Source organism: Streptomyces solicamelliae, from assembly GCF_045348655.1.
Lineage (GTDB): Bacteria > Actinomycetota > Actinomycetes > Streptomycetales > Streptomycetaceae > Streptomyces > Streptomyces solicamelliae.
Genome location: NZ_CP160404.1, coordinates 1,979,864 through 2,003,181 on the forward strand (window position 1 = coordinate 1,979,864; position 23,318 = coordinate 2,003,181).

The following is a 23,318-nucleotide window of genomic DNA, read 5'->3' on the forward strand; positions in this document are numbered from 1 at the left end:
GGCCTGGCGCCACTTGATCGGATGCCTTCATGCACAAGCGCAGAGCCTCGACACTCAGGCTCTCAGGAACCCTCGTGCTCGCCGCCTCCCTGCTCGGATGCTCCGGTGGCGCGCAGAGCGATAAGGCGTCGGGTAACGGAAGCGACCTAACATCGCTTGAATACTCGAAACCTCCACAGGCTCCGGAAGTCAAGTCTGCCGCGATACCCGCCCTTCCGATCGAAGGGTACCTGGTATCACAGAAGGAGAAGGAACAGATACTCAAGGCTTCCCGCATGGAAGCCAAGAGTTGCATGGCTCGCTTCGGATTCAGCTACTCATGGAGCACTCCTTCCGGACAGAAAGTTGCGCCTGACGACAACGCTTCCAACCGATCTCGACGGTACGGGATAGTGGATCCCGTGGCCGCATCGAAGTACGGGTACGGGCTTGGCGTAGCCGAGATTCAGGACTCTTCGGGGCAGGCGCCGAGTGCAGCAATGAGCGAAGCCGCCACTCGCGTCTTTCTGGGGAATTCTGACCCGACCGTTAAAGTGCAGGACGGTGCCGAGGTGAACGGGCAGAAGATACCTGAGGGGGGGTGCGCCGGAGAAGCTAAGCGTAAAATCGGAAACGGCCTTTCAAATCGCGCCGCGAACGAAATCAACATGGCCAGCTTCAGCGTGTCACTGAGTGACGAAAAGGTCAAGGCGGTATTGGCCCGATGGTCCCAGTGCATGCAAAAGCATGGATATGATTTCAAGTCTCCGCTCGATCCACTCAAAACGATGGGAGTTGGATCTGCGACACCGCGAGAGAAGGCCACTGCCCAGGCCGACGTTCAGTGTAAGTACGAAACCAACCTCATTGGCGTGTGGAACTCTGTCGAGTCGGCGATACAGAAAGCGATGATCGGGAAGAAGGAAGAGATCCTCGAAGAGGGGCGGCGTGAGACTGACCGCTCGCTGAGGAACGCCTCAGCTGTTCTGTCAGGTGATCGCCGATGAGGCGCGCGGCTACCGCCATCACAGCGGTCGTCCTCTGCGCAGTCGCCGCATGTTCGGCCCCATCCGGCGAGACCAACCCGGGGGAGGGCGCAACAGCCCGTGCCTCACAGAGCACAGGGGTGGAGCCTGAGTCGGCCGCCTCGGCAGATCCTCACGCGGGGGACGTCCACGGAACCCTGGTCGCCATGGTGAACGACCTGCGCGGCAGGTTCGGGGAGGGCACGAACTCGCCGTGTTCGTCCTCGTCCTCGAGTCTTTTCACGAGCAGTTGTGCAGAAGTGGTCGCGGAAACGGGACGCGTCGCGCGGACTGCCGCTGACCTGACCAAGTCCGGCACGGGATATCGCACGTTGCGATCGGTGGCGAACAAGGTGCTTGCTGCCGAGCGTGGCTACACGGAAGCCCACTGCGCCAGTAGTCCCGCGAAGTCCTCGACTCGAGCCACGTGTCTGACCCACGGAGCGGTCATCGCCCAGGCGCCAGTTGATCTACACCAGGGCGTTGTAGCCGGGCTCTCGGGGAACTGAGCGCAACTAGTACAAGTAAGTGAAACAGCGTTTGCGACTGGTAGCGGACGTATGGACGGGAGGGCTCGTGGCTGAAAGCGAGCAGGGGGTTCGGGCTGTGGGACTCATGCGCCGACGCCGGTGGATTGTGATAGTCGCTGCCGGAGCAGTCCTCGCGTCCGGCGCAGGGCTGGCGGCCGCACGGATGGTCAAGTCACCGGCCCAGGCCGCACTGGATTCAGCGGCTCCGCCGCCCAGCGTCATCACGGCTGGTGTGGAGTACAGAGTGCTCGCCGACTCAGTGATCCTCCGCGGCTCCGTAACTGCTGAACAATCAATAGACGTCGCTCCGACGGGAGGCACTTCGGAAGGGTCCGCTCCCGTCGTCACCAAGCTGTTGGCCGCTGTCGGCAGTCAGCTCACAGCAGGACAGGTACTGGCGGAAGTGTCGGGGCGCCCTGTCTTTGTCCTGCAGGGACGACTGCCGATTTACCGAGATCTCAAACCCGATATGGAGGGGGACGACGTCGCGCAGCTGCAGACCGCCCTCCGCCAGGTTGGGCATGGCGTCGGCACAGACCGTAAGGGCCACTTCGGGGTTGGCACCAAGGCCGCGCTAACGGGGTTCTACTCCCGCATCGGCTATGACCCCTTGCCGGCAAGGGCGGAAGGTGCCGACGAGGTCGAGACCGCGGAGGCGGCCGTCACAGAGGCGGAACGCGCCCTGGAGGACGCCCAGGTCACGCCTCAGGATGCACACGTTCAGAAGGAGTCACCCAAGGAAGCCATCCCGACGAGTAAGAACGTCAAGCGCGCCCGCGAGGACCTACGCAAGGCACGTGAACGACTCGCCGAGAGCAAGGCCAAGGCCGGCCCGATGCTCCCCGCTTCCGAGGTCGTCCTCCTCTCCGGGTTCCCGGCCCGGGTGGACAGCCTGACCGCCAAGGTGGGCAGTGCCGTTTCCGGCAAGATTCTCACCGTTTCGGCCGGAGCTCTGGTGGTGAACGGCTACCTTCAACAGCATCAGAAGGGCCTGGTGCGACCGGGGCAACAGGTGCAGATTCTGTCTGAAGTCACTGGCACAACCGCGCCCGCAACAGTCACATCGGTATCGGAGACCATCCAACAGGAGCAGTCCGTCACGGCCGATGGACAGCCGGACGGTCCGTCCACCCCCAACGGGTACCTGTTGGTCGTCAAGCCGACAAAGGAGCTGCCCTCGGAACTAGCCGGACAGGATGTCAGGCTCACGGTGCAGGCAGCCTCCACCAAGGGGAAGGCGCTTGTAGTGCCGGTTTCAGCGATTACCGCAGGCGTTGACGGCCGAACCTCTGTGACCGTGTTGACAGAAGCCGGGGCGGAGCGGAAGGTCCCAGTCACTACCGGCACCACTGGAGATGGCTACGTGGAGGTCCGTCCGCAGTCGGGGCATCGACTGGCCGAAGGCGAGCGAGTCATCGTCGGTATTCGGAATTCTGCCATGCGTCAAGGGCAGCCCCTGTGACGAACCATGAGCCGACCGAGACGCCCGTGATCGAACTCCGGGGTGCTGGTCTGACATACGTTGGGCCCCCACCGGTCGTGGCGTTGCGGCCGTGCGACCTGGTGGTCCAGCGGGGAGAGTTCGTCACGGTGGTGGGCCCCTCAGGCGCGGGTAAATCCACGCTGCTCAATATCATTGGCCTGCTCGACATCCCCACGCACGGCACCTATCTCCTCGACGGCCACGACACAGCTGGACTGGGGGACACGGACCGAACCGCCCTGAGGGGCCACCGCATCGGATTCGTCTTCCAGTCCTTCCATCTCCTGCCGCACCGCACAGCGTTGGAGAACGTGGCTTTGGCTCTCGTCTACCGAAGCATCAGCCACAAGGAACGGATGAGGAAGGCCAGGGAAGCGCTCGTTCGCGTTGGCCTGGAGCATCGTGTCGATGCTGTGCCATCTACTCTGTCGGGCGGTGAGCGTCAGCGGGTGGCCATCGCCCGCGCGATGGTTGGGCGCCCATCTCTGCTTCTGTGCGATGAGCCAACCGGCAATCTCGATACCTCAACTGCCGCCTCCATTCTGGAGTTGCTGCACGTTCTGCACGGGGCTGGCATGACCATTCTTGTCATTACGCACGATCTGACAGTGGCCCAGCAAGGCGAACGAACGATCACTATCCGCGACGGACGACTCACGGAAGAGGTAAGGAGATGAGGCGCAGACTCCTGCCAATGGTGCGACTGCGCCGAGGTCGCCACAACGCTCGGTCCATACCCGTCACGCGGTTCTCCGTACGTGACGTGCTGGCGGAGTCGAGTGCCGGCATGCTGCAGCGCCCCGCACGCTCATTGCTCACGTCCGTGGGGACGGTTCTGGGAGTGGGCACCTTCGTGGCCGTCCTGGGATTGACATCAACAGCCTCGTCGCAGATCGACGAGCGTTTCAGCGCCCTGAGCGCGACGGAAGTGACCATCGAGGACGTTGCAAAAGACCACAACGAGTTTGTGGATCTCGCATTCCCAGCTGATGGGGAGCAGCAGGTAGAGCGCCTCAACGGCGTGGAACATGCAGGGGTGTACTGGCCCGTTCAGTTGCAGGACGGCAACTCCGTGCGTTCGGCACCCGTCGGAGTCTCACGCGGTGGGGAGGACATCCAAGTCGTTGCCGCCTCCTCAGGTGTCCTCGATGCCGCCGGTCCCTCGATTGTCCAGGGCAGGAATTTTGATGTCTGGCACGACAGAACCCGCCAGCGTGTGGCCGTTGTTGGGTCAGGGGTCGCTGCCCAGCTCGGTATCTCAACCGTCGAGACTCAGCCGGCGGTCTTCGTCGGCGACGAGGCGTTCACCGTGATCGGTGTGATCGGTGATGTGGAACGCAAGGCAGATCTTCTCCTGTCTGTTGTCGTCCCGCGCTCAACGGCACAGCACATATGGGGTACCCCCAAAGATGGTGCCAAGATGCTGGTGTCGACCCGTCTGGGAGCAGCGACCCAGGTGGCCCAGGAATCCCCGATGGCGCTCGACCCCGCTCATCCCCAGTACTTCAAGGCCATCCCCCCGCCGGATCCGAGGACCCTGCGGGGCAAGGTCACGGGGGACCTCGACCAGCTCTTTCTCCTCCTTGCGGCGATCTGCCTCTTCATTGGAGCCGTCGGTATCGCCAATACCACACTCGTGGCAGTGCTGGAACGCACGAGTGAGATCGGGCTGCGGCGTGCGCTGGGAGCACGCGGTCGGCACATCACCACTCAGTTCCTCACGGAATCCGCGACCTTGGGGGCCCTGGGTGGCCTCGTTGGTACCTCCCTTGGCACGCTGACTGTTGTCGGAGTCGCGATCGCCCGGGACTGGACGCCCGTCATCCATTCCATGACGGTGACAACCGCGCCCGCCATCGGCCTGGCGACTGGTCTGCTGGCCGGCCTGTATCCGGCTTGGAGAGCTTCCCGCATCACGCCGGTAGAGGCGCTGCGCCGCTGAGCGTAAGGAGCGCGGCTGGCATGCGCCACGCACGCGGACCACCTCACGTCACGTAGAGAAGGAAAACTCATGCACGTCCTCAGGCGAACGACCGTCGCCACCACTGTCATGCTCGCGGCAATCTCGCTCGGTGCCTGCTCCTCGTCCGGATCGGCCTCCGACTCGGCGAAGGACAAGGCCCCCATCGACCGAACCAACTGGCCTGCTGAGGTGCCTACTTCCGGACTGGTCAAGGGCCTGGAGCTGCCGCTCGAGGCTTACCTGCCTTCCTACGCGGATCAGGTCGCCGTCGACACCGCGCTGCGCACCCTGCAGATGCGGTGCATGTCCGAGTACGGGCTGACCGTCGATCTGCCGCGTCCCGGCGCGAACCCGCCGCCCCACAGCAACGCCGTCTCGATCGAGCGGCGTTATGGCCTCAGTGACCGCGCACAGGCACAGAAGTACGGGTACGGGCTGCCGAAGGAGCTGACCCGGAGCCTCGAATCCGTCGAGGAGGGGCTTTCAGGCATCGAGGTGGAGGTCCTGACCGGGCGGAAGAAGCCCGAGTTCGCCCCGCCCAAGGGCGCCAAGGTCAGCGACGGCCATTTCGGCAGGGTCCCGGAGCCCGCGCGCGCCGAGCACAACGGAAAGAAGCTGCACGAGGGCGGCTGCGCCGGCTGGTCGAAGCGGCGGCTCAAGGTGAACGAGGAGGATGCGGGCTTTGTCTCCGGGCTCGCCTCGACAAGCCTCTCCGAGTCCCGGCCGCTGAAGCCGGTCGAGAAGGCTCTCAAGAGCTGGTCGGCCTGCATGAAGGACAAGGGCCGCAAGGCCGCCGATCCGTACCGGGCGATGGAGCAGGGCTACGCCGACGGCGACGGCACCACCAAGAACGCGATCGAGCTCGCGCTGGACGACATCGACTGCAAGGAGCAGGCCCGTCTGATCGAGGTCTGGTTCAAGGAGGAGTCGGCCGTCCAGAAGCGGCTGATCGAGGAGAACAAGGACCAGCTTGCCGCCGTCAAGAAGCGCATGGGCGAGGTCCTTGAGGCCGCGAAGGCAGTCAAGTAACCAGAGAAGGAACACAGTTGAGACAGATACGTATCCGTCTGCGCGTGCCGGTCACCCTTGCGGTGACCACCGCGCTGGCGATACCGCTGAGCCTGCCCGCGCAGGCCGAGGCACCAAGGCCGCCCAAGGGCGCGGCGCAGGGGTGGAGCGACACCACCCAGCAGCAGAAGAAGCTCTCCCTGAAGCCCTCCGCGATCCCCGCGAAGGACCGCGCCGGCCTGCTCGGCAAGGGCTACGAGAAGTCCGCGGACACCGCGGTCACCGCGACCGGTGACGGCACCGGCTTCCACCTCCTTGCGGGCAAGGAGAAGGACGGCTACCAACTCCGCACGGTGGCCAGTCTGTTCGAGGACGGTTTCGCCTCGGACACCTGGATCGGCAACCACTGCGTCACCGAGTCCGGCAAGTACGCGGCCGTCTCGTACGCGCCGCGGATGTTCACCAACAAGCCCGAGCTGATGGTGCGCGGTGCCTTCACCGCGGTGGTCGACCTGACCTCGGGCGAGGTCACCAAGCTGCCGTTCCAGTCGTCGCTCGCCTACTTCTCGCCCGGCTGTGGCCAGGGCGATCAGGCGGTGTTCACCCAGCTCACCCATGACGGTGACGACAAGCAGCAGACCCGTCTGATCACCGTCGACGCGGCCACCGGCAAGAAGTCGAAGCCGGTCACGCTCGCCGGCCAGATCACCTCGGCGATCCCCACCGACGCGGGCATCGTCGCCGCCCACGGCAACAAGCTGGTACGGATCAACGGCACGGCCGAGAAGACCCTGGCGTCCACCACCACGGTGCCGTTCCAGATCACCGCCGACGCCGACGGCGGTATCACCTTCATCGACCGCGAGTTGGACAAGAAGGCGTCCGACAAGCCGGCCGCCTGGGCCAAGCACCTGGACCGTACGAAGGTGAAGCAGGGCAAGAAGACCAAGCCCGTCACCGTCGCCTCCGGCGGGCTGCACGCCTGGGACCTGACCCGCTCGGCACGCGGCGAGGTGTTCGTCACCGGTGACGCCACGTCCAAGACCCTGCCCAAGCGGGTGCACAACCCCGGCAAGCTCCCCAAGGGCGCGGCGATCTCCAGCCACGCCCAGGCGGCCCTGACCACCACCTGGTCCGATGGGAAGACCACCCTGGTCAACCCGGAGGACGCCGCCAAGCCGCGCCCCGCCCGTACGGCCCTGCGCATGCTGGACTCGGGCAAGTCCGTAACCCTCGACCTGCGCCCCGGCGCGCACCGCGTGGGCGACGAGGCACAGGGGCACGCCCTGTCCCCCGCTCTACCCACCGGCGGCCCGGTCGACTCCGGCCCGGACATGGGCAAGAAGAGCACGGACGGCCTGTCCACGCAGACCGTGCGCACCCAGGCCCTGACCGCACAGGCCGACAACCCGAGCGAGGGCACCGGGGAACGCTACTGCGCGGTGGCCCGCAACGACGTGAAGAAGCAGGCGTTCCAGCCCACTCCGCGCCAGGTCGAATGGGCCGTGGACCAGGCCGTCGTCGGTGAGTTGAACTTCTACCGCGACAGCAACTGGAAGAACACCGGCATCGCCGGCGGCTACCAGCCCCAGGGCCTGTTCCCGCCGACCGTCCTCGCGGGTGACCCCAACGGCAAGCTCGACAACGAGGACCCCGACGTCACCGACAAGTGGCACATTCCCGCACAGGTGATGCTGGGCATCACCGCGCAGGAATCCAACATGTGGCAGGCCACCCGTTTCGCCGTGCCCGGTGTCACCGCCAACTCCCTGATCGGCAACTACTACGGCGTCGACTACGCTGCCTCCGGCGAGCAGCTCGACCCCTGGCGGATCAACTGGGCCGATGCCGACTGCGGTTACGGCATCACCCAGGCCACCGACGGCATGCGCCTGGCGGGCAAGACCAAGCCGGGCGAGACCGCCCTGTCCACGGTCGCCCAGGAAGCGGTCGCGCTGGACTACACCGCGAACGTCGCGGCTGGCGTGCGGATCCTGTCGGAGAAGTGGAACCTGACGTACAACGCCGGCATGAAGATCAACGGCGGCCACCCCAAGTGGATCGAGAACTGGTTCTTCGCCCTGTGGGCGTACAACTCCGGCTTCTACGACACCGCCGACTCCACGGGGCACTGGGGCGTGGGCTGGACGAACAACCCGGCCAACCCGCTGTGGAAGGCCAACAGGGTGCCGTTCCTGCAGCACGCCACCGACTCCTCCAAGGACGACTACAGCCACGCCGCGCACCCGCAGGACTGGCCGTACCAGGAGAAGGTGATCGGCTGGGCGGCACGCCCGATCTCAGCGATGTTCGCTCCGGGTGACTTCCAGGCGGGCTATCGCCCCGCATGGTGGACCACCAACGCGGACCGCGCGAGCGCCAAGCCTCCGGTCGACCTGTTCTGCAACGCGTCGAACAACTGCAACCCGTCCAAGATCGGTGACAACGACTCCAACGACCAGGGCATGGGCGCCTGCACCCTGGACGCGGGCAACAGCGACACCAACCCGCACTGGCTGCACTGCTGGTGGAACCAGTCAGTCACCGAAGCGCAGTGGAAGAACTGCAACACGGGGGCCAAGTGCGGCAACGGTGTGCACCGCTTCACGACGTCCTACGGCGAGCAGCCGGATGCCGGCTCCTACCCGCCGAACTGCTCCATCGGGTCCCTGCCCGCCCACACCTTGGTGGTCGACGACCTGCCCGACGGCACCATCCCCGCGGGAGTCGACACCAGCCGCGGCTGCGGAGCGGTGAAGTCGAGTGGCACGTTCAGCCTCAGCTACGTGCCGTGGGACACCCAGATGGATCTCACCCACGACGGTACGGACAACCCGACCACTGTCACCACGTATCCGGGGAAGATCGACACGCACCAGATCGGCGCGGGCTACGGCAACCACTTCTGGTTCACGCACACCCGCTCGCCGGAGTCCGACCCGGCCAACGCGAACCGTATGAAGGTCACCGGCACCTGGAAGCTGAACGCTCCGCTGACCAACACGACCCGCCAGGCGAAGATCTTCGCGCACATCCCCGACCACGGGGCGCAGACCACCAACGCCGTCTACCGGATCCAGACACCCGAGGGGGAAGAGGAGGCGGCGATCTCGCAGACGGCGAACCAGGCCAACAAGTGGGTGGACCTGGGCGCCTACGAGTTCGGTGACCAGATCCCCGAGGTGCGGCTCGACAACTTCAACGGCGGCGACGGTTCGAAGGACATCGCCTTCGACGCGCTGGCGTTCGTCCCGGGCACGTACAACGGCCAGAAGCTGACCGGCAATATGACGGCCGACCCGACCGCTCCGGACCCGGCGCCGGTCGAGCCGGGCGAGGACATCACCGCCAGCACCTTCTCCGCGGCCGCCGGATCCTCGGCGGACACCGCCACGGCGGCCCCGATGGCACTGGCCGCCACGAGCACCGCGTCATGCTCGATGGTCATCCACAACCTCACCCGCAAGCGCACCACCGCCTGTATCCACAGCGACTACGGGATGACGGAGTACTCGAACACCGTTCCGATCGGCAACGCGGCTTTCGATATCTACGCCACGTACTACCTCGACCCGAAGAGTGCCGAGTTCTCGCAGGTCACCACGATCCGGCTGAAGATGATGGACGGTTCGGCGACCTCCGCGACGCTCGACTACGCGGCCAAGTGCCGCGGCTACTGCACCGTCACCAGCGTCGACTGGAACGGGTCGAAGACCTTCGCCAAGGGCGACACGCTTCTGCGGACCGTCACCACGCGGTTCAAGTGGACGCCCAGCGGCAGCACCAAGAACACGATCACCCCGTACCTGACCCTCGGCGGAAAGGTCGGCAGCACCACGGTCGCCAATCCGGCCGAATTCGAGAATGCCAAGCTGGACGTCCGCTGCGACAGCGAAGGCTCCGGCACCGGCTGTGTGTTCTCGGGGTACATCCCGACGTACGTCATGAACTCCAAGAAGTTCCCGGGAGCCGCCGCGCACATCGACATGATGTGGCGCAAGACCAACATCAAGTGGGGTCAGCGCAGCAGCGGCAAGCCGCTCACGTATCTGGCCAACAAGCTCGCCCCCAACGACACCCAGACGCAGCAGTACCGCAACCGCCAGATCATCTGCGCCAGGAAGTGGAAGACCTACAGCGGGACCGGTCTGTTCACCGACATGTGGACTCTGGACGCGGGCAAGCCCACCACCGACGGTCCGAGCTGTGACGAGTTCAGCTTCGCCAATTCGCTCCAGAGCGCCGGAAACCTCAAGGGTCCCAACCCTGTCCAGTACAGCGGCGCGGAGTGCGTGCAGACCTATCTGCGGCGCAACCCCGACGACACCATGACGCTGCACCTGCGCCCGAACACCCCGGCCCCGACGTGGAAGGAGCCCTGCGGCCGGTCCTCGATGTCGAAATGGCAGAACACCCAGTCCATGCAGCCGTTCGGCACCTTCATCGGTGAGCAGCGGTTGTTGGAGGACGACAACTACTGGCTCGACCTCGACGGATTCACCGCACCCGCTCCGTAAGGACCGCAAGGCCCGTAAGGAAAGGTCCAGGTCCCCTCGGCCATGCGCCGGGGGGACCCCCCCTTCCTCACGACCAGACGAGGCGTCCTTCCGTGAAGGAGCCGTAGGGGTGGGTCCCGTCGGCGATCCGCTGGAGCACTCCGGCCACCGAGTCGAAGTAGTCCGCCAGGGATGCGTACGTGCCGGTGGCGATGTTCTCGCCCACGAACCACTTGCCGATACGTCCGTCCCGGGCGTCGAGGAAGAGGCCCGTCCAGCTGTCCTGATCGGACACGATCGGGATCCACTCCGCGCGCCAGGGCATGGGATGGTTCCCGTGCAGCCACTCGATCGCGCGGATGCCGAGGAAGAAGCTCCCCTCGTCCGGGAAACCGGCGAATCCGGCGAACCCGACGTAGCCCGGATCCTCGACCTCCTCTTCGGGGAGATCCAGGTTGTTCTGCAGCAGCCAGGCCCGAAGATCCCCGGGCAGAGCGATGCCCATACGTGCCTCGGCGGCCCGGAGCATCTGCTCCGTAGCCGGTCCGGGCAGATCCGCGTGATCGGCCGGAGCATGCTCCCGGAGGAGATTCATTACGCGGGACCAGCTCTCCACACTCATTCCCCGCTGCCCCTCTCTGCACGGATTCGCTAGGCCACTCAACGGGCTCACCTACTGTAGCCGGATAGCGGGTCTTCGAATTTAGTGGGGGTGTGGCGGTGACGGCCTGGCAGGGGTCGAGCAACAGCGTCATGCCCCATCGATCCGAACCAGCTCAGAGGCTTCGCCCGCGCCTCAGCGCCAGGGACTTTTCAGGGACTTTCAGCGCTGCCCGAGGGACTTCCGAGGGACTTTCCGCCGCGTAACGCGGCAAGCCCCCGAAAGACCGGAAAGGGCCTCCGACGCAGGTCAGAGGCCTTCTCCAAGGCAAAGCCCCAGGTGGGGGGCAGACGAGTCGGGCTGTACGCCGGGTTCTGTCACTCGGTCGCCTCGCGGCGGCCGGGGAGACGGCCATCCATCTAGGGCCGGCGTTGCCACCGGCCTCGTGCGGTCTACCCGCGGACTCGGGCGGGCAGCCCTCGATCGTCCGCGCAGGGTCGTCTTGCGACGGCCCCTCTTGACCTTGCTCCAGGTGGGGTTTACCTAGCCGCCTGAGTCACCTCAGGCGCTGGTGGTCTCTTACACCACCGTTTCACCCTTACCGAGGACCGAGGTCCCCGGCGGTCTGCTTTCTGTGGCACTGTCCCGCGGGTCACCCCGGGTGGCCGTTAGCCACCACCCTGCCCTGTGGAGCCCGGACGTTCCTCGGGGCGATCCGAGGATCACCACGCGGCCGTCCGCCCGGCTCGTCTGCCGTGGTCCACATGTTACCCGCCGTCGCGGGCGTGCTTGACCTTGTCGCAGCGTCAGGGTTTGTACTGAGGTCATGCGAATCGGCGAGATCGCCGCGCTCGTCGGGGTCACCCCGCGGGCCGTGCGGCACTACCACCACCTCGGGCTGCTGCCCGAACCCGTGCGGCGGGCCAACGGGTACCGCGAGTACACCGTGCGGGACGCGGTGCTGCTCGCGCGGATCCGGCGGCTGACCGAGCTGGGGCTCGGGCTCGACGAGGTGCGGGACGTGCTCGCGGACGAGGGCGGGCGGGAGCTCGTCGAGGTCCTGGAGGAGCTGGACGAGGATCTGCGGCGGCAGGAGGCCGTGATCCACGAGCGGCGGGAGCGGCTCGCCGGGCTGCTCGCCCAGGCCCGGGAGGGGATCCTGACCGCGGACGGGCCCGTCTCCCCCGCGCTCGCCTCGCTCTTCCGTGATGTGGCCCGGTCCTCCGCCGGACGGAGCGAGTCGCCCATGGCCGCCAAGGACCGGGAGATGCTCACGCTGCTCGAGACCGTCGCCCCCGAGGGCGAGGCGCGGGACCGGCTCATGGACACCATGCGGCACCTGGCCGAGACCCCGGGCGCGGTGGAGCGGGCGCACGAGCTGTACGCGCGGCTCGACGCGCTCGCCGACGCCGCGCCGGACGACCCCCGTGTCGCCGAGGCGGCGCGGTTCCTCGCCGACACCCTGCCCGACGAGGTCGCCGCCGGGCTCGGGGACGAGGACGTCGTCCCGGCGGACGACGCCCTGGCCGCCGCGTTCTTCGCCGACCTCGCCCCCGCCCAGGAGGCCGTCGTGCTCCAGGCCCTGCGGCTGGTGCGGGAGCGTGCGCGATGAGCGGGGTGGTACGGGTGCTGCGGGGGTTCGCCTATGTGGCGTTGCCGTTCGAGGTCGTGCTCGCCGTGTGCCTGGTCTCCGGGGTGCGGATACCCGGCGGCCTGCTGCTCGCCGCCGAAGTCGTGGTCGTCGCGCTGTTCGCCGCCGAGGTCGCGGTGTACGCGCGGCTGCGCCGCGGCGGGCTCTCCGGCCGGGAGGCTCTGGGCGTGCTCGTGCCCGAGGCCGTCCTGCGGATCATCGGGCACGAACTGAAGCTGATGGCGAGCCTCGTGCTCTGGGCGGCCCGCAGGCGCGTCGGGGTGCCGGCCGGCGACCGGGCGTTCGCCCACGCCCGCGACCAGGCGGCGCTCATGTACGGCTTCGCCTTCGTCTGCCTGGTGGAGACGGTCGGCATGTCGTACCTGCTCGCCGACCTCCCCGTCGTCCACGCGATCGTGCTCGTGCTCGACGTGTACACCGTCCTGTTCGTCCTCGGACTGCACGCCGCGTCCGTCACCCGGCCGCACGTCCTGTCCGACGGCGAGCTGCGGCTGCGGCAGGCCGCCCACGTCGACGTGCGCGTCCCGCTGGACCGGATCGCCTCGATCCGCCAGGAGTCGCTGTTCACGCACGAGAAGACGGAGGGGGAGCTGAATCTGGCGGTGGGGTCGCAGACCTCCGTGACCGTCGAGCTGACCGAGGCCGTCGACGCGCCCAGGCTCCTCGGCGGGGCCCGGCCCGTACGCGTCCTGCGGTTCCATGCCGACGACGCCCGGGGGCTGGCGAAGGCACTTCGCGAGGCCGTTCTCACGCCGGAGTGAACTGCACCTTCGCGTGCGCCGGGTCGGCCTGTGTGAGCTTCACCCGCAGCCAGCGGCCCAGCGGGAGTTCGTCGCTGCCGCCCGCGATGCGGGCGACGACCGCCGGGTCGTCGAGGTGGACGGTGCCGACCGTCGGCTCCATCTCCCTCACGTCCACCACGTACGCGTCGAAGATCTCCCCGACGCGACCCTGCAGCAGCGCCGCCTCGACGATGTCGACGCTCTCGCGCTCCACGGTGTTCGCCCGCCGCGCGCCGTCCGCCATCTCGTCCGGCAGCGCGGCCAGCGCCGCGGTCACCCACTCCGGGGGCTCGCGGCCCGCGACCGCCGCGACGCACAGCTCGCCCGCGTACCGGTCGACGAGGCGGCGCAGCGGCGCGGTGCAGTGCGTGTACTCGTCCGCCACCGCCGCGTGGATCGCGGGCGTCGGCAGCTTGCCGTCCGTGAACACGGTGTAGCCCGCACCGCGCAGCAGCGAGGTGCAGTCCTGCAGGAAGGCGGCGTGCCGCGGGTTGGCGGGGTCGAGGCGGCGGACCACGTCCGCGTACGAGACGTGGTGCGGCCAGTCGACGCCGAGCGCCTTCGCGGAGCGTCGCAGCCGGGCGACCGCGCCGTCCGGGGCGGTCGGCAGGGTGCGCAGGATGCCGGTGCCGGCGGCGGTCATCAGGTCGGCCGCGGCCATGCCGGTGAGCAGGGAGATCTGCGCGTTCCAGGCGTCCGCGGGCAGCGGGGCGCGGTACACCGGCACGTAGGAGCCGTCCTGTTCGACGATCTCCTGCTCCGGGACGTTGAGCGAGATCCCGCCGCGTTCGGACTCCAGCGCCTCCCGCAGCCGTCCGATGTCGCGGAGCAGGGCGAGCGGTTCCTCGGCCGTGCCGTCGTCGATCCGCTGCTGGACGCCCGCGTAGTCGAGGCGGGCGCGGCTGCGGACGAGGGCGCGGCGCACGTCGGTGGCGACCCGGCGGCCCTCCGCGTCGAGGTCGATCCGCCAGAGCAGCGCGGGCACGGTCCGGTCGGGGAGGAGGCTGGCGACGCCTTCGGAGAGGGCGGGCGGGTGGAGCGGGACCCGGCCGTCAGGGAAGTAGAGGGTGAGGACGCGGCGGTGCGCCTCGGCGTCGATCGCGCCGCCGGGCGCGACGAACGCGGCGACGTCGGCGATGGCGTAGTGCACGCGGTAGCCGCCGTCGGCCCGCCGGGTGAGGTACACGGCCTGGTCGAGGTCGGTGGAGCCGGGCGGGTCGATGGTGAAGAAGGGGAGGTCGGTGGCGTCCTCGGCGGGCAGCCGCGGTTCGCGCGCGGCGGCGTCGGCCTCGGCGAGGACCGCGGGCGGGAAGGCGTCGGGGATCGCGAGCTCGGCGCGCAGGGCGCGCAGCGCGGCCCGCAGCGGAGCCTCGGCTGCGCCGGTCACGTGCAGATGGCGGCGGGGCATGGACCGAGCGTATGGCGGGGGGCCTGGCCCGGCACTTTGTAGGCTGTTCTGCCTGGGCCCGCACCCCAGCCCCCCGTACGTACGAAGGAGAACCACCGTGCTCGTGCTGTTGCCGCCGTCGGAGGGCAAGGCCGCTTCCGGCCGCGGGGCGCCGCTGAAGCCGGAGTCGCTCTCGCTGCCGGGGCTCGCCCGGGCGCGGGCGGCCGTCCTGGACGAGCTGGTCGAACTGTGTGTCGCGGACGAGGAGAAGGCCCGCGAGGTGCTGGGCCTGAGCGAGGGGCTGCGCGGGGAGATCGCGAAGAACGCCGGGCTGCGGACGGCGGGCGCGCGGCCGGCCGGGGAGATCTACACGGGCGTGCTGTACGACGCGCTGGGTCTGGCGACGCTGGACGCGGCCGCGCGGAAGCGGGCGCGCGCGTCGCTCCTGGTGTTCTCGGGGCTGTGGGGCGCGGTGCGGGTGGACGACCGGATCCCGTCGTACCGCTGCTCGATGGGGGTGAAGCTGCCGGGGCTCGGTGCGCTGGGCGCGCACTGGCGGGCCCCGATGGCCGAGGTGCTGCCGGAGGCGGCGGGCGACGGCCTGGTCCTGGACCTGCGCTCGTCGGCGTACGCGACGGCGTGGCGTCCGAAGGGGGCGGCGGCGGAGCGCACGGCGACGGTACGGGTCCTCCACGCGCCGACCCGCAAGGTCGTCAGCCACTTCAACAAGGCGACGAAGGGCCGCATCGTCCGGAGCCTGCTGGAGACGGGCGCGGCCCCGGGCGACCGCGCGGAACTGGTGACTGCGCTGCGCGATCTCGGGTACGTGGTGGAGGAGGGCGGGAAGGCCGGGGTGCTGGACGTCCTGGTCGACGAGATCCACTGAGGACGGAGGGCCCGAGCGGCGCCCAGGGCGGGCGGGCCGGCGCGGACGGGCGACGCAGGCCGCCGGCGCGGGCGGACGGCGCAAGGCGGACGGCGCGGGCGGCGCAGGCGGGCGGGACCCCGGCCGAGGAGACGCCGCCGGCGCGGGCCTCGGGCTGGTGAGACGTCGGCTCGCGGTCGGCTGCGGCCCGCCAGGGCCTTCGAGGGCGCCCGGCGCGACCGCACCCGATCCCCGTTGCGCCCTCCGCAACGCGAATTGCACCCTGCGCGCGCCCTGTACAGGATGAGGACATGATGAGCGTCCTCGACCTGGCCCCCGTCCTCCCCGTCGTCGTGATCGAGGACGTCGCCGATGCGGCACCCCTGGCCCGCGCGCTGGTGGCGGGCGGCCTGCCGGCGATCGAGGTGACGCTGCGGACCCCGGCCGCGCTGGACGCGATCCGGGCGATCGCGGACGAGGTGCCGGAGGCGGTCGTGGGGGCGGGCACGGTGGTGACCGCGGCGAACGTGTCGAACGCGGACGCGGCGGGCGCGCGCTTCCTGGTGAGCCCCGGCTGGACGGAGGGCCTGCTCGACGCGATGCGGACGTCGGGACTGCCGTTCCTGCCGGGCGTCTCGACGACCTCGGAGGTCGTGGCGCTGCTCGAGCACGGGGTGCCGGAGATGAAGTTCTTCCCGGCGGAGGCCGCCGGCGGCGTCCCGTACCTGCGATCCCTCCACGGCCCTCTCCCCCAGGCCCGCTTCTGCCCCACCGGCGGCGTCGGCCGGGCCTCGGCCCCGTCCTACCTCGCCCTCCCCAACGTCGGCTGCGTCGGCGGCACATGGATGCTCCCGCCGGACGCCCTGGCGGCGAAGGACTGGCCCCGGGTGGAGTCCCTGGCCCGCGAGGCGGCGGCCCTGCGCTGACGCACAGGGCCGTCCTCCTCGTGCGTACCGTCAGCCCCGCAGGTGCGAGGTGTCGTTGAAGAGGCGTACGGAGGCGTTGCCGTCCGCGTAGTAGGCCACCGCGGACAGCGACGCGGCGGAGAGTTCCATGCGGAAGAGGGACTCCGGTGGAGCGCCGAGGGCCAGGCGGACCAGGGTCTTGATCGGGGTCACGTGGGTGACCAGGAGGACAGTGCGGCCCGCGTGCGCGGCGGTCAGCTGGTCACGGGTGGCCGACACGCGGCGGGCGACCGTGGTGAAGCTCTCGCCGCCGCCGGTCGGCTCGGCCTTCGGGGAGGCCAGCCAGGCGTCCAGGTCGTCCGCGTACCGCTCGCGCACCTCGCCGAACGTCAGGCCCTCCCAGGCGCCGAAGTCCGTCTCGCGCAGGCCCTCCTCGATCCGGACGTCCAGGCCCAGGCGGGCGCCGACGGTCTCGGCGGTCTGGCGGCAGCGCTTCAGCGGCGAGGTGACGATCTCCTGGATCGTGCCGCGCGCGGCGAGCGCCGCGGCCACCGCGTCGGCCTGGCGCAGCCCGGCCGCGGACAGCTCGGGGTCGTTGCCCCCGCTCCCGGAGAACCGCTTCTCCGGGGTGAGCGCGGTCTCGCCGTGCCGCAGCAGCACGAACGTGGCGGGCGCGCCCATGTCGGGACCGCCGCCCCAGCCCTGCGCGGGCGCGGGGGTCGCGGACTCCGCCGCCGTGCCGCCGTGCCGGACCGCGTACGCCGCGCCGCCCGCGGCGGCCTCGAAGTCACCCCCGGAGCCTCCGACGGCCGAACGCGTCACCGACAGTGCCGCGCGGGCCTTCGCCGCGCCCGCCGCCGCGTCGCCGGGCGGGCCCGCCGGGGCGGGCGGCAGGGCCGCCGCGTTGCGGGCCGCGGCCGCGTCGAGGGCGGCGGAGGAGTCCGACGGGCGCCACTGCTCGCCGCGCTTGCCCGCGTCCATCGCCTCGTTGGCGAGCCGGTCCGCGTGCTTGTTCTGCTCGCGCGGGATCCACTCGTAGCGCACCTGGCCGGCCGGGAGGACCCGGCCCGCCTCGGCCGCCAGCGGCTTCATGTCCGGGTGCTTGATCTTCCAGCGGCCGGACATCTGCTCGACGACCAGCTTGGAGTCCATCCGGACGAGGATCGAGACGTCGGCCGCGCCGGCGGTCAGCTCGTGCGCCGCCTTCAGCCCGGCGATCAGGCCCTTGTACTCGGCGACGTTGTTCGTCGCGACGCCGATGTACTCGGCCCGCTCCGCCAGCGCCTCGCCGGTCGCCGCGTCCAGGACCACCGCGCCGTACCCGGCGGGCCCCGGGTTGCCCCGGGAGCCGCCGTCCGCCTCGACGATCAGACGCCGCATTACAGGCCGGACTCCGCCGTGCGGACCAGGATCCGGCGGCAGTTCTCACAGCGCACCACCGCGTCCGCCGCGGCCGCCCGGACCTCGTTCAGCTCGGTGATGTTCAGCTCGATGTGGCAGCCCTCGCAGCGGCGCTGGTACAGCCGGGCCGCGCCCACGCCGCCCTGCTGCTCGCGCAGCTTCTCGTACAGCTTGAGCAGGTCCGCCGGGACGGAGCCGGCGACGAGCTCGCGCTCCTTGCCCACCGACGCGGACTCCGCGTCCAGCTCGGCCTGCGCGGCGTCGCGGCGCGCGGTCGCGTCCTCGGTCTTGGCCTGGACGGCGGAGACGCGCTCGGTCAGCTCGGCGACCCGCTCCTGCACGCCCTCGCGGCGCTCCATGACCTCCAGGACGACCTCCTCCAGGTCGCCCTGACGCTTGGCCAGCGAGGCGATCTCCTTCTGGAGGTTCTCCAGGTCCTTCGGCGAGGAGACCGCGCCGGAGTCCAGGCGCTGCTGGTCGCGGGTCGCGCGCTGGCGCACCTGGTCGACGTCCTGCTCCGCCTTGGTCTGCTCGCGGGCGCAGTCGCTCTCCTCGGTCTGCGCGGCGACGAGCAGGTCGCGCAGCTGCGTGAGGTCCTTGGTCAGCGACTCGATCTCGGCGTGCTCGGGCAGCGACTTGCGCTTGTGCGCGAGCTGCTGGAGGCGGACGTCCAGGGCCTGGACGTCGAGGAGACGGATCTGGTCGGCGGGCGCGGCGTTCAGTTGGGGGCTCCTGATGAGGTGTGGTGGGAAGACCAGGGGTCGGTGACCGTTTTCGAGACGTGGACGCGCAGGTCCCAGCCGTGGCGGTCGGAGATCTCGTCGAGCTGGGCGGCGGCCTGCTCGCACCAGGGCCACTCGGTGGCCCAGTGGGCGGCGTCGACGAGGCCCAGCGGCGAGCGCTGGGTGGCCTCGGACGCCGGGTGGTGGCGCAGGTCCGCGGTGAGGAACGCGTCCACCCCGGAGGCCCGCACGACGTCGAAGAGGCTGTCGCCGGAGCCGCCGCTGACGGCGACCCGGCGCAGGATCATCTCGGGGTCGCCGGCGACGCGGATGCCCTGCGCGGTGGCGGGCAGCCGCTTCGCGGCGCGCGCCGCGAACGCGGCCAGGGTCTCGGGGACGTCGAGCTCGCAGATCCGGCCGAGACCGGTCTCGGGCACGAGCGGGCCGGTGACCCGCAGGTCGAGCGCGCCGGCGAGCGCGTCGGAGACACCGGGATCGGCGGTGTCGGCGTTGGTGTGCGCGACGTGCAGGGCGACGTCGTGCTTGATCAGGGTGTGCACGACGCGGCCCTTGAAGTGGGAGGCCGCGACCGTCGTCGTCCCGCGCAGATAGAGCGGGTGGTGCGTGACGACCAGGTCCGCGCCGAAGGCGATCGCCTCGTCGGCGATCCCCTGGACGGGGTCGACGGCGAACAGCACACGGGTGACCTCGGCGTCGGGGTCGCCGCAGACGGTGCCGACGGCGTCCCACTGCTCGGCCCGCTCGGGGGGCCAGAGGGCGTCGAGTTCGGCGATGACTTCAGACAGACGGGGCACGGAGGAAAGGCTACCTGTCCCGCGCGCCCCGCCGCCCTGGCCTGTGGACGACCGCGGGGCCGTCCACAGGCACGGATCAGCCGGTGTACTTCACGAGGTAGCCGCGCAGGTCCGCGAGGACGCTGTCCGCCGCCGTGACGCCGAGGCCGAGGTACCAGGTCTCGTCCGGGACGTCCTTGGCCCGGCCGGCCTTGACGGCCTTCAGGTTCTTCCAGAGCGGGTTGGCCACGGCCGCGTCCTTCTTGGTGGCCTTCGGGTCGCCGTAGACCCCGCTGAAGATCCAGTCTCCGTCGGCCTCGTCGATCTTCTCCGGGCTGACCTCGGCGGCCAGGTCGTCGATCTGCTGGTTCTTCGGCCGCGGCACGCCGACGTCCTGCAGGATCGTGCCGATGAACGACGCCTTGGCGTAGAGGCGGATCTTGCCCGGCAGGTAGCGGACCACCGACACGGTCGGCCTGTCCGCGCCGAGGTCCGCGCCGAGCTGCTTCGCCTTGGTCTCGTACGCGGCGAGCTTGCCCTTCGCCTCGGCGCTCCTGTCCAGCGCCGCGGCGTTGAGGAGGTAGTTCTCCTTCCAGGTGAAACCGGGGCGGATGGAGAAGACGGTGGGCGCGATCTTCGACAGCTCGTCGTACTTGTCCGCGGCCCGCAGCCGGCTGCCGAGGATCAGGTCGGGCTCGAGGTTGGCGATCGCCTCGAGGTTGAGATTGTTGATCGTTCCGACGGACTTGGGGCTGCCGGCGTCCTTCTTCAGATACGTGGGGATGCCATCGTCCCCCTCGGACGGCGCAAAGCCGACGGGCTTGATGCCGAGCGAGACGACGTTGTCGAGCTCGCCGACGTCGAGGACGACGACCCGCTTCGGGGCCGCCTTCAGCTCCGTCTTGCCCATCGCGTGGGTGAGGGTGCGGGGAAACCGGCCCGGCTTGGCGTCCGTGCCGAGTGCCGCGGTCTTCGCCGCCGCGTCCCCGAAGTCCTTGCCGCCCTGGGCGACGTCCTTCTTGCCGGCGTCGGCCTTCTTCTCCGAGGTGGCGTCGGTCCCGCCGCCGCAGGAGGCGAGGGAGAGCGCGGCGGCGAGGGCGACGGCGGCGGCGGTGCCGCGGCGGCGTAGGGACATGGGGAGGGCTCCGCTGCGGGGAGGCGGGGGCGGTGCGGGTCCTGCTTCACGAACGGCCCCGCGCGGGGCCGCCGGGCCTGGCTTAGGGTCGCCTTACCTTACTCAGCCCGCCTCCAGACCAGCACAGCCAACCCCGCTCCCTCAGCAGAATCGATTCACGGCCATCCTTATGTGTGAAGTGACCTGACTCGTGTTGTTCGGCTGGAAGTGCGAAAACTAGCTTCGATGGCCGGAGGTGACGAGTCGATGACAGCGTGTGCCATCGAGGCGGCCGCGGACGGGGAAGGCGCGGCACGGCCGAGCAAGTTCACGATCACGGCGAGCGGCGCCTACGCGGCCCGGCTCGCGGGGAGCGGCGACGCGCTGTACGCGGAGCGCTGGACGCTGGACGGACCGGAGCCGTACGCGGTGCCGCTGCCGCTCGACCAGCCGGAGGACCCGGACGCGCAGGTGCTGCCGCTGGCGGACGGGCGGGTGCTGATCTGCCGGCGCGTGGCGGAACGGCGGACGTTCTCGCTGCTGTACCCGACCGGGCCGCGCACCGGCGAACTGTCCCTCGGCGCGGTCGAGTCGGACGCGGACCTGGTGCTGCTGCCGCCGTCGCCGGACGGGACGTGCGCGTACGCGATGGCCGTCGGCCCGTACACCACGGAGCTGTGGCTGGTCGCGGGCGGGGCGTTCGGCCCGGAGCGGGTGGCGGAGATCAAGGGCGCCTGCACCGGCGGCGTCTGGCTGGACCGTACGGGGCGGATGCTGGCGCTCGACCGTCGGCTCGACGACGGTCCGACGAAGGCGGTGGCGGTCGACCTGGAGCGGGGCGGCGAGGTGACGCCCCTGCTGCAGATCACGGAGGAGAGCGACGACCGGCTGCTCCTCGCGGACGCGGACAGCGGACTGCTGCTGATCGGTTCCGACGCGCCGTCGCCGGGGCGGGAGCGGCTCGGCTGGGGCGTGCTCGGCAGCACGCGCCCGGTGCGCTTCCCGGACTGCCTGGACCCGGCGGACACGCGGGTCACGCCGTTCGCGGTGCAGCCGGGTCAGGTCCTGCTGCCGGAGAGCTGCTCGGTGGCGCTGCGGATGGACGCGGGGGCGGGTGGCTGGGTGGGCATGTGGGCCCCGTCGTCGCGGCGCGTGGCCCAACTGGCGGCGCCGGCGGGCTGGCTGGACGGTACGGGCGTCTGGACGCCGCAGGGGACGCTGCGGCTGCCGTACGCGACGCCCGCGGCGCCCTGCGGGGTGGCGGCCCTCGAACTCCCGCCGGCGCCGCCGGAACCGGCGCCGGTGGTGGAACCCTGCCGTCCGGTGCCCCTGCAGCAGGCGCTGCTGCCGGGCGGCAAGGCCGCCGACATCAAGGCTCGTTAGAATCACGCCCCGCAAGACGGAAACGATCATCACGGGGTGAGCACCACCATGCAGGAAGCCACGACGGACTCGACCGAGTCCAACCCTCACGGCCGCCACCGCGGCAACCCGTCCTCCCAGGAGGAGCCGGAGTCGTCCCCGCACGGCCGCCACCGCCGCGACGCGGAGGACTGAGACCCGGGGGCCGGGGCGGGAACACCAGCCCCCGGGGCCGGAGAACGCGGAGAACCTCGGACCCTCCCGGGGCGGGGAACACCCGCCCCGGGAGGGTCCGTTCCGTCCCGCCCCGCTCAGTCCTTCTTGAGCCCCAGGACCTCCGTCGCCGCGAACGTCTCGCCCGGCGGGCGGTCCGCGTAGTGCGGGGTGAGGACGGAGTCCAGTTCCTCGTACGTGAAGGCGGACTTGGCGGTGTCGAACTTCGCCGACACCTTCGGACGGTCCACCACCGCGACCATCCCGCCGTGGACGACCAGGAGCTGACCGTTGACGGCGGACGCCGCCGGGCTCGCCAGGTAGCCGACCAGCGGGGCCACGTGCTCGGGGGACAGCGGGTCCAGCTCGCCCGCCTCCGGCTCGGCGAAGCCCGCGAAGACGTCCTCCGTCATCCGCGTCCGCGCTCGCGGGCAGATCGCGTTGGCGGTCACGCCGTACTTCGCCAGGGCCAGCGCGGTGGACGTCGTCAGGCCGACGATGCCGCCCTTCGCCGCCGCGTAGTTCGGCTGACCCGCCGAGCCGGCCAGGAACGCCTCGGACGAGGTGTTGACGATCCGGCCGTACACGGACGTCTCGCCCGCCTTCGCCCGACCCCGCCAGTGCACCGCCGCGAAGTGGGTGGTGTTGAAGTGGCCCTTGAGGTGGACCCGGATCACCGAGTCCCACTCCTCCTCGGTCATCGAGAAGACCATCCGGTCGCGCAGGATGCCCGCGTTGTTGACCAGGACGTCGAGCTTCCCGTACTCGCTCACGGCCAGGTCCACCAGGCCGCGCGCGGTCTCGAAGTCCGCGACGTCGCCGAGGTGGGCGACCGCGCGGCCGCCCGCCGCGCGGATCTCCTCCGCGACCTCCTCCGCCGGCGCCGCCGACGCCGCGCCCGAGCCGTCCCGGCCCGGCTGCCCGTAGTCGTTGACGACGACGGCCGCGCCGAGCCGGGCCAGTTCCAGCGCCTCGGCCCGGCCGAGCCCCCGGCCCGCGCCGGTGACGATCGCGCTCAGGCCCTCCAGTGGCATACT

At 69.9% G+C, this 23,318-nt stretch carries 19 protein-coding genes and 1 other RNA gene; 12 read left to right on the plus strand and 8 right to left on the minus strand.

Annotated features, from left to right (window positions below; translation table 11 throughout):
- The first annotated feature begins 29 nt into the window (after positions 1-29).
- From ABZO31_RS09150 to ABZO31_RS09175, 6 genes are all read left to right on the plus strand, one after another.
- Complete coding sequence (locus ABZO31_RS09150; RefSeq protein WP_406860611.1) at positions 30-986, plus strand: hypothetical protein; 957 nt, start codon at positions 30-32, stop codon at positions 984-986.
- 594 nt (positions 987-1,580) lie between these two features.
- Positions 1,581-2,996 (plus strand): peptidoglycan-binding protein, encoded by a 1,416-nt coding sequence (locus tag ABZO31_RS09155; protein ID WP_406860612.1) that lies wholly within the window; start codon positions 1,581-1,583, stop codon positions 2,994-2,996.
- A complete protein-coding gene (locus tag ABZO31_RS09160) occupies positions 2,993-3,694 on the plus strand; it encodes an ABC transporter ATP-binding protein (protein WP_406860613.1) in 702 nt (233 codons plus the stop codon). Before ABZO31_RS09155 ends, ABZO31_RS09160 begins: the two co-directional genes overlap by 4 nt.
- 17 nt (positions 3,695-3,711) lie before the next feature.
- The gene (locus ABZO31_RS09165) at positions 3,712-4,959 is read left to right on the plus strand and encodes an ABC transporter permease (protein ID WP_406860614.1); all 1,248 of its coding nucleotides are present in this window, start codon (positions 3,712-3,714) and stop codon (positions 4,957-4,959) included.
- A 69-nt stretch (positions 4,960-5,028) separates the two neighbouring features.
- A complete protein-coding gene (locus tag ABZO31_RS09170) occupies positions 5,029-6,009 on the plus strand; it encodes a hypothetical protein (protein ID WP_406860615.1) in 981 nt (326 codons plus the stop codon).
- Between the two features lie 17 nt (positions 6,010-6,026).
- Positions 6,027-10,505, plus strand: coding sequence for a hypothetical protein (locus tag ABZO31_RS09175; RefSeq protein WP_406860616.1), 4,479 nt, complete (start codon positions 6,027-6,029; stop codon positions 10,503-10,505).
- 67 nt (positions 10,506-10,572) lie between these two features.
- On the opposite strand, the gene ABZO31_RS09180 is transcribed toward ABZO31_RS09175, so the two are convergent.
- Both ABZO31_RS09180 and rnpB read right to left on the minus strand, forming a co-directional pair.
- Positions 10,573-11,106: an SMI1/KNR4 family protein gene (locus ABZO31_RS09180; RefSeq protein ID WP_138055683.1), complete on the minus strand. Its 534-nt coding sequence runs from the start codon at positions 11,104-11,106 to the stop codon at positions 10,573-10,575.
- A gap of 326 nt (positions 11,107-11,432) precedes the next feature.
- Positions 11,433-11,834: RNase P RNA component class A (rnpB, locus tag ABZO31_RS09185), an RNA gene on the minus strand.
- A gap of 77 nt (positions 11,835-11,911) precedes the next feature.
- On the opposite strand from rnpB, the gene ABZO31_RS09190 reads away from it, so the two are divergent.
- Both ABZO31_RS09190 and ABZO31_RS09195 read left to right on the plus strand, forming a co-directional pair.
- On the plus strand, positions 11,912-12,697 hold the full coding sequence (locus tag ABZO31_RS09190; protein ID WP_406860617.1) for a MerR family transcriptional regulator: 786 nt from the start codon (positions 11,912-11,914) through the stop codon (positions 12,695-12,697).
- Positions 12,694-13,497 (plus strand): hypothetical protein, encoded by an 804-nt coding sequence (locus tag ABZO31_RS09195; protein ID WP_406860618.1) that lies wholly within the window; start codon positions 12,694-12,696, stop codon positions 13,495-13,497. The genes ABZO31_RS09190 and ABZO31_RS09195 overlap by 4 nt, the downstream gene beginning before the upstream one ends.
- On the opposite strand, the gene ABZO31_RS09200 is transcribed toward ABZO31_RS09195, so the two are convergent.
- Complete coding sequence (locus ABZO31_RS09200) at positions 13,484-14,926, minus strand: RNB domain-containing ribonuclease (RefSeq protein WP_406860619.1); 1,443 nt, start codon at positions 14,924-14,926, stop codon at positions 13,484-13,486. The two genes, ABZO31_RS09195 and ABZO31_RS09200, sit on opposite strands and share 14 nt — an antisense overlap.
- Positions 14,927-15,023: 97 nt before the next feature.
- Between ABZO31_RS09200 and yaaA the strand changes: the two genes are divergently transcribed.
- Together yaaA and eda are read left to right on the plus strand one after the other, a co-directional pair.
- Positions 15,024-15,791 carry a peroxide stress protein YaaA gene (gene yaaA, locus ABZO31_RS09205; RefSeq protein ID WP_406860620.1) on the plus strand — a complete coding sequence of 256 codons (768 nt, stop codon included), beginning with the start codon at positions 15,024-15,026 and terminating at the stop codon, positions 15,789-15,791.
- Between the two features lie 290 nt (positions 15,792-16,081).
- Positions 16,082-16,696: a bifunctional 4-hydroxy-2-oxoglutarate aldolase/2-dehydro-3-deoxy-phosphogluconate aldolase gene (gene eda, locus ABZO31_RS09210; RefSeq protein WP_406860621.1), complete on the plus strand. Its 615-nt coding sequence runs from the start codon at positions 16,082-16,084 to the stop codon at positions 16,694-16,696.
- Between the two features lie 30 nt (positions 16,697-16,726).
- On the opposite strand, the gene ABZO31_RS09215 is transcribed toward eda, so the two are convergent.
- From ABZO31_RS09215 to ABZO31_RS09230, 4 genes are all read right to left on the minus strand, one after another.
- Positions 16,727-18,055: a bifunctional RNase H/acid phosphatase gene (locus ABZO31_RS09215; RefSeq protein WP_406860622.1), complete on the minus strand. Its 1,329-nt coding sequence runs from the start codon at positions 18,053-18,055 to the stop codon at positions 16,727-16,729.
- Positions 18,055-18,798 carry a zinc ribbon domain-containing protein gene (locus ABZO31_RS09220; protein ID WP_406865300.1) on the minus strand — a complete coding sequence of 248 codons (744 nt, stop codon included), beginning with the start codon at positions 18,796-18,798 and terminating at the stop codon, positions 18,055-18,057. The genes ABZO31_RS09215 and ABZO31_RS09220 overlap by 1 nt, the downstream gene beginning before the upstream one ends.
- Positions 18,795-19,613 (minus strand): Nif3-like dinuclear metal center hexameric protein, encoded by an 819-nt coding sequence (locus ABZO31_RS09225; RefSeq protein ID WP_406860623.1) that lies wholly within the window; start codon positions 19,611-19,613, stop codon positions 18,795-18,797. Before ABZO31_RS09225 ends, ABZO31_RS09220 begins: the two co-directional genes overlap by 4 nt.
- Before the next feature lie 76 nt (positions 19,614-19,689).
- Positions 19,690-20,727, minus strand: coding sequence for an ABC transporter substrate-binding protein (locus ABZO31_RS09230; protein WP_406860624.1), 1,038 nt, complete (start codon positions 20,725-20,727; stop codon positions 19,690-19,692).
- Between the two features lie 246 nt (positions 20,728-20,973).
- Between ABZO31_RS09230 and ABZO31_RS09235 the strand changes: the two genes are divergently transcribed.
- Together ABZO31_RS09235 and ABZO31_RS09240 are read left to right on the plus strand one after the other, a co-directional pair.
- Positions 20,974-22,089 carry a hypothetical protein gene (locus ABZO31_RS09235; RefSeq protein WP_406860625.1) on the plus strand — a complete coding sequence of 372 codons (1,116 nt, stop codon included), beginning with the start codon at positions 20,974-20,976 and terminating at the stop codon, positions 22,087-22,089.
- Between the two features lie 36 nt (positions 22,090-22,125).
- Positions 22,126-22,263, plus strand: coding sequence for a hypothetical protein (locus tag ABZO31_RS09240; protein WP_406860626.1), 138 nt, complete (start codon positions 22,126-22,128; stop codon positions 22,261-22,263).
- Between the two features lie 116 nt (positions 22,264-22,379).
- On the opposite strand, the gene ABZO31_RS09245 is transcribed toward ABZO31_RS09240, so the two are convergent.
- Positions 22,380-23,315, minus strand: a complete 936-nt coding sequence (locus ABZO31_RS09245) for a 3-oxoacyl-ACP reductase (RefSeq protein WP_406865301.1) — start codon at positions 23,313-23,315, stop codon at positions 22,380-22,382.
- Positions 23,316-23,318: the final 3 nt, after the last annotated feature.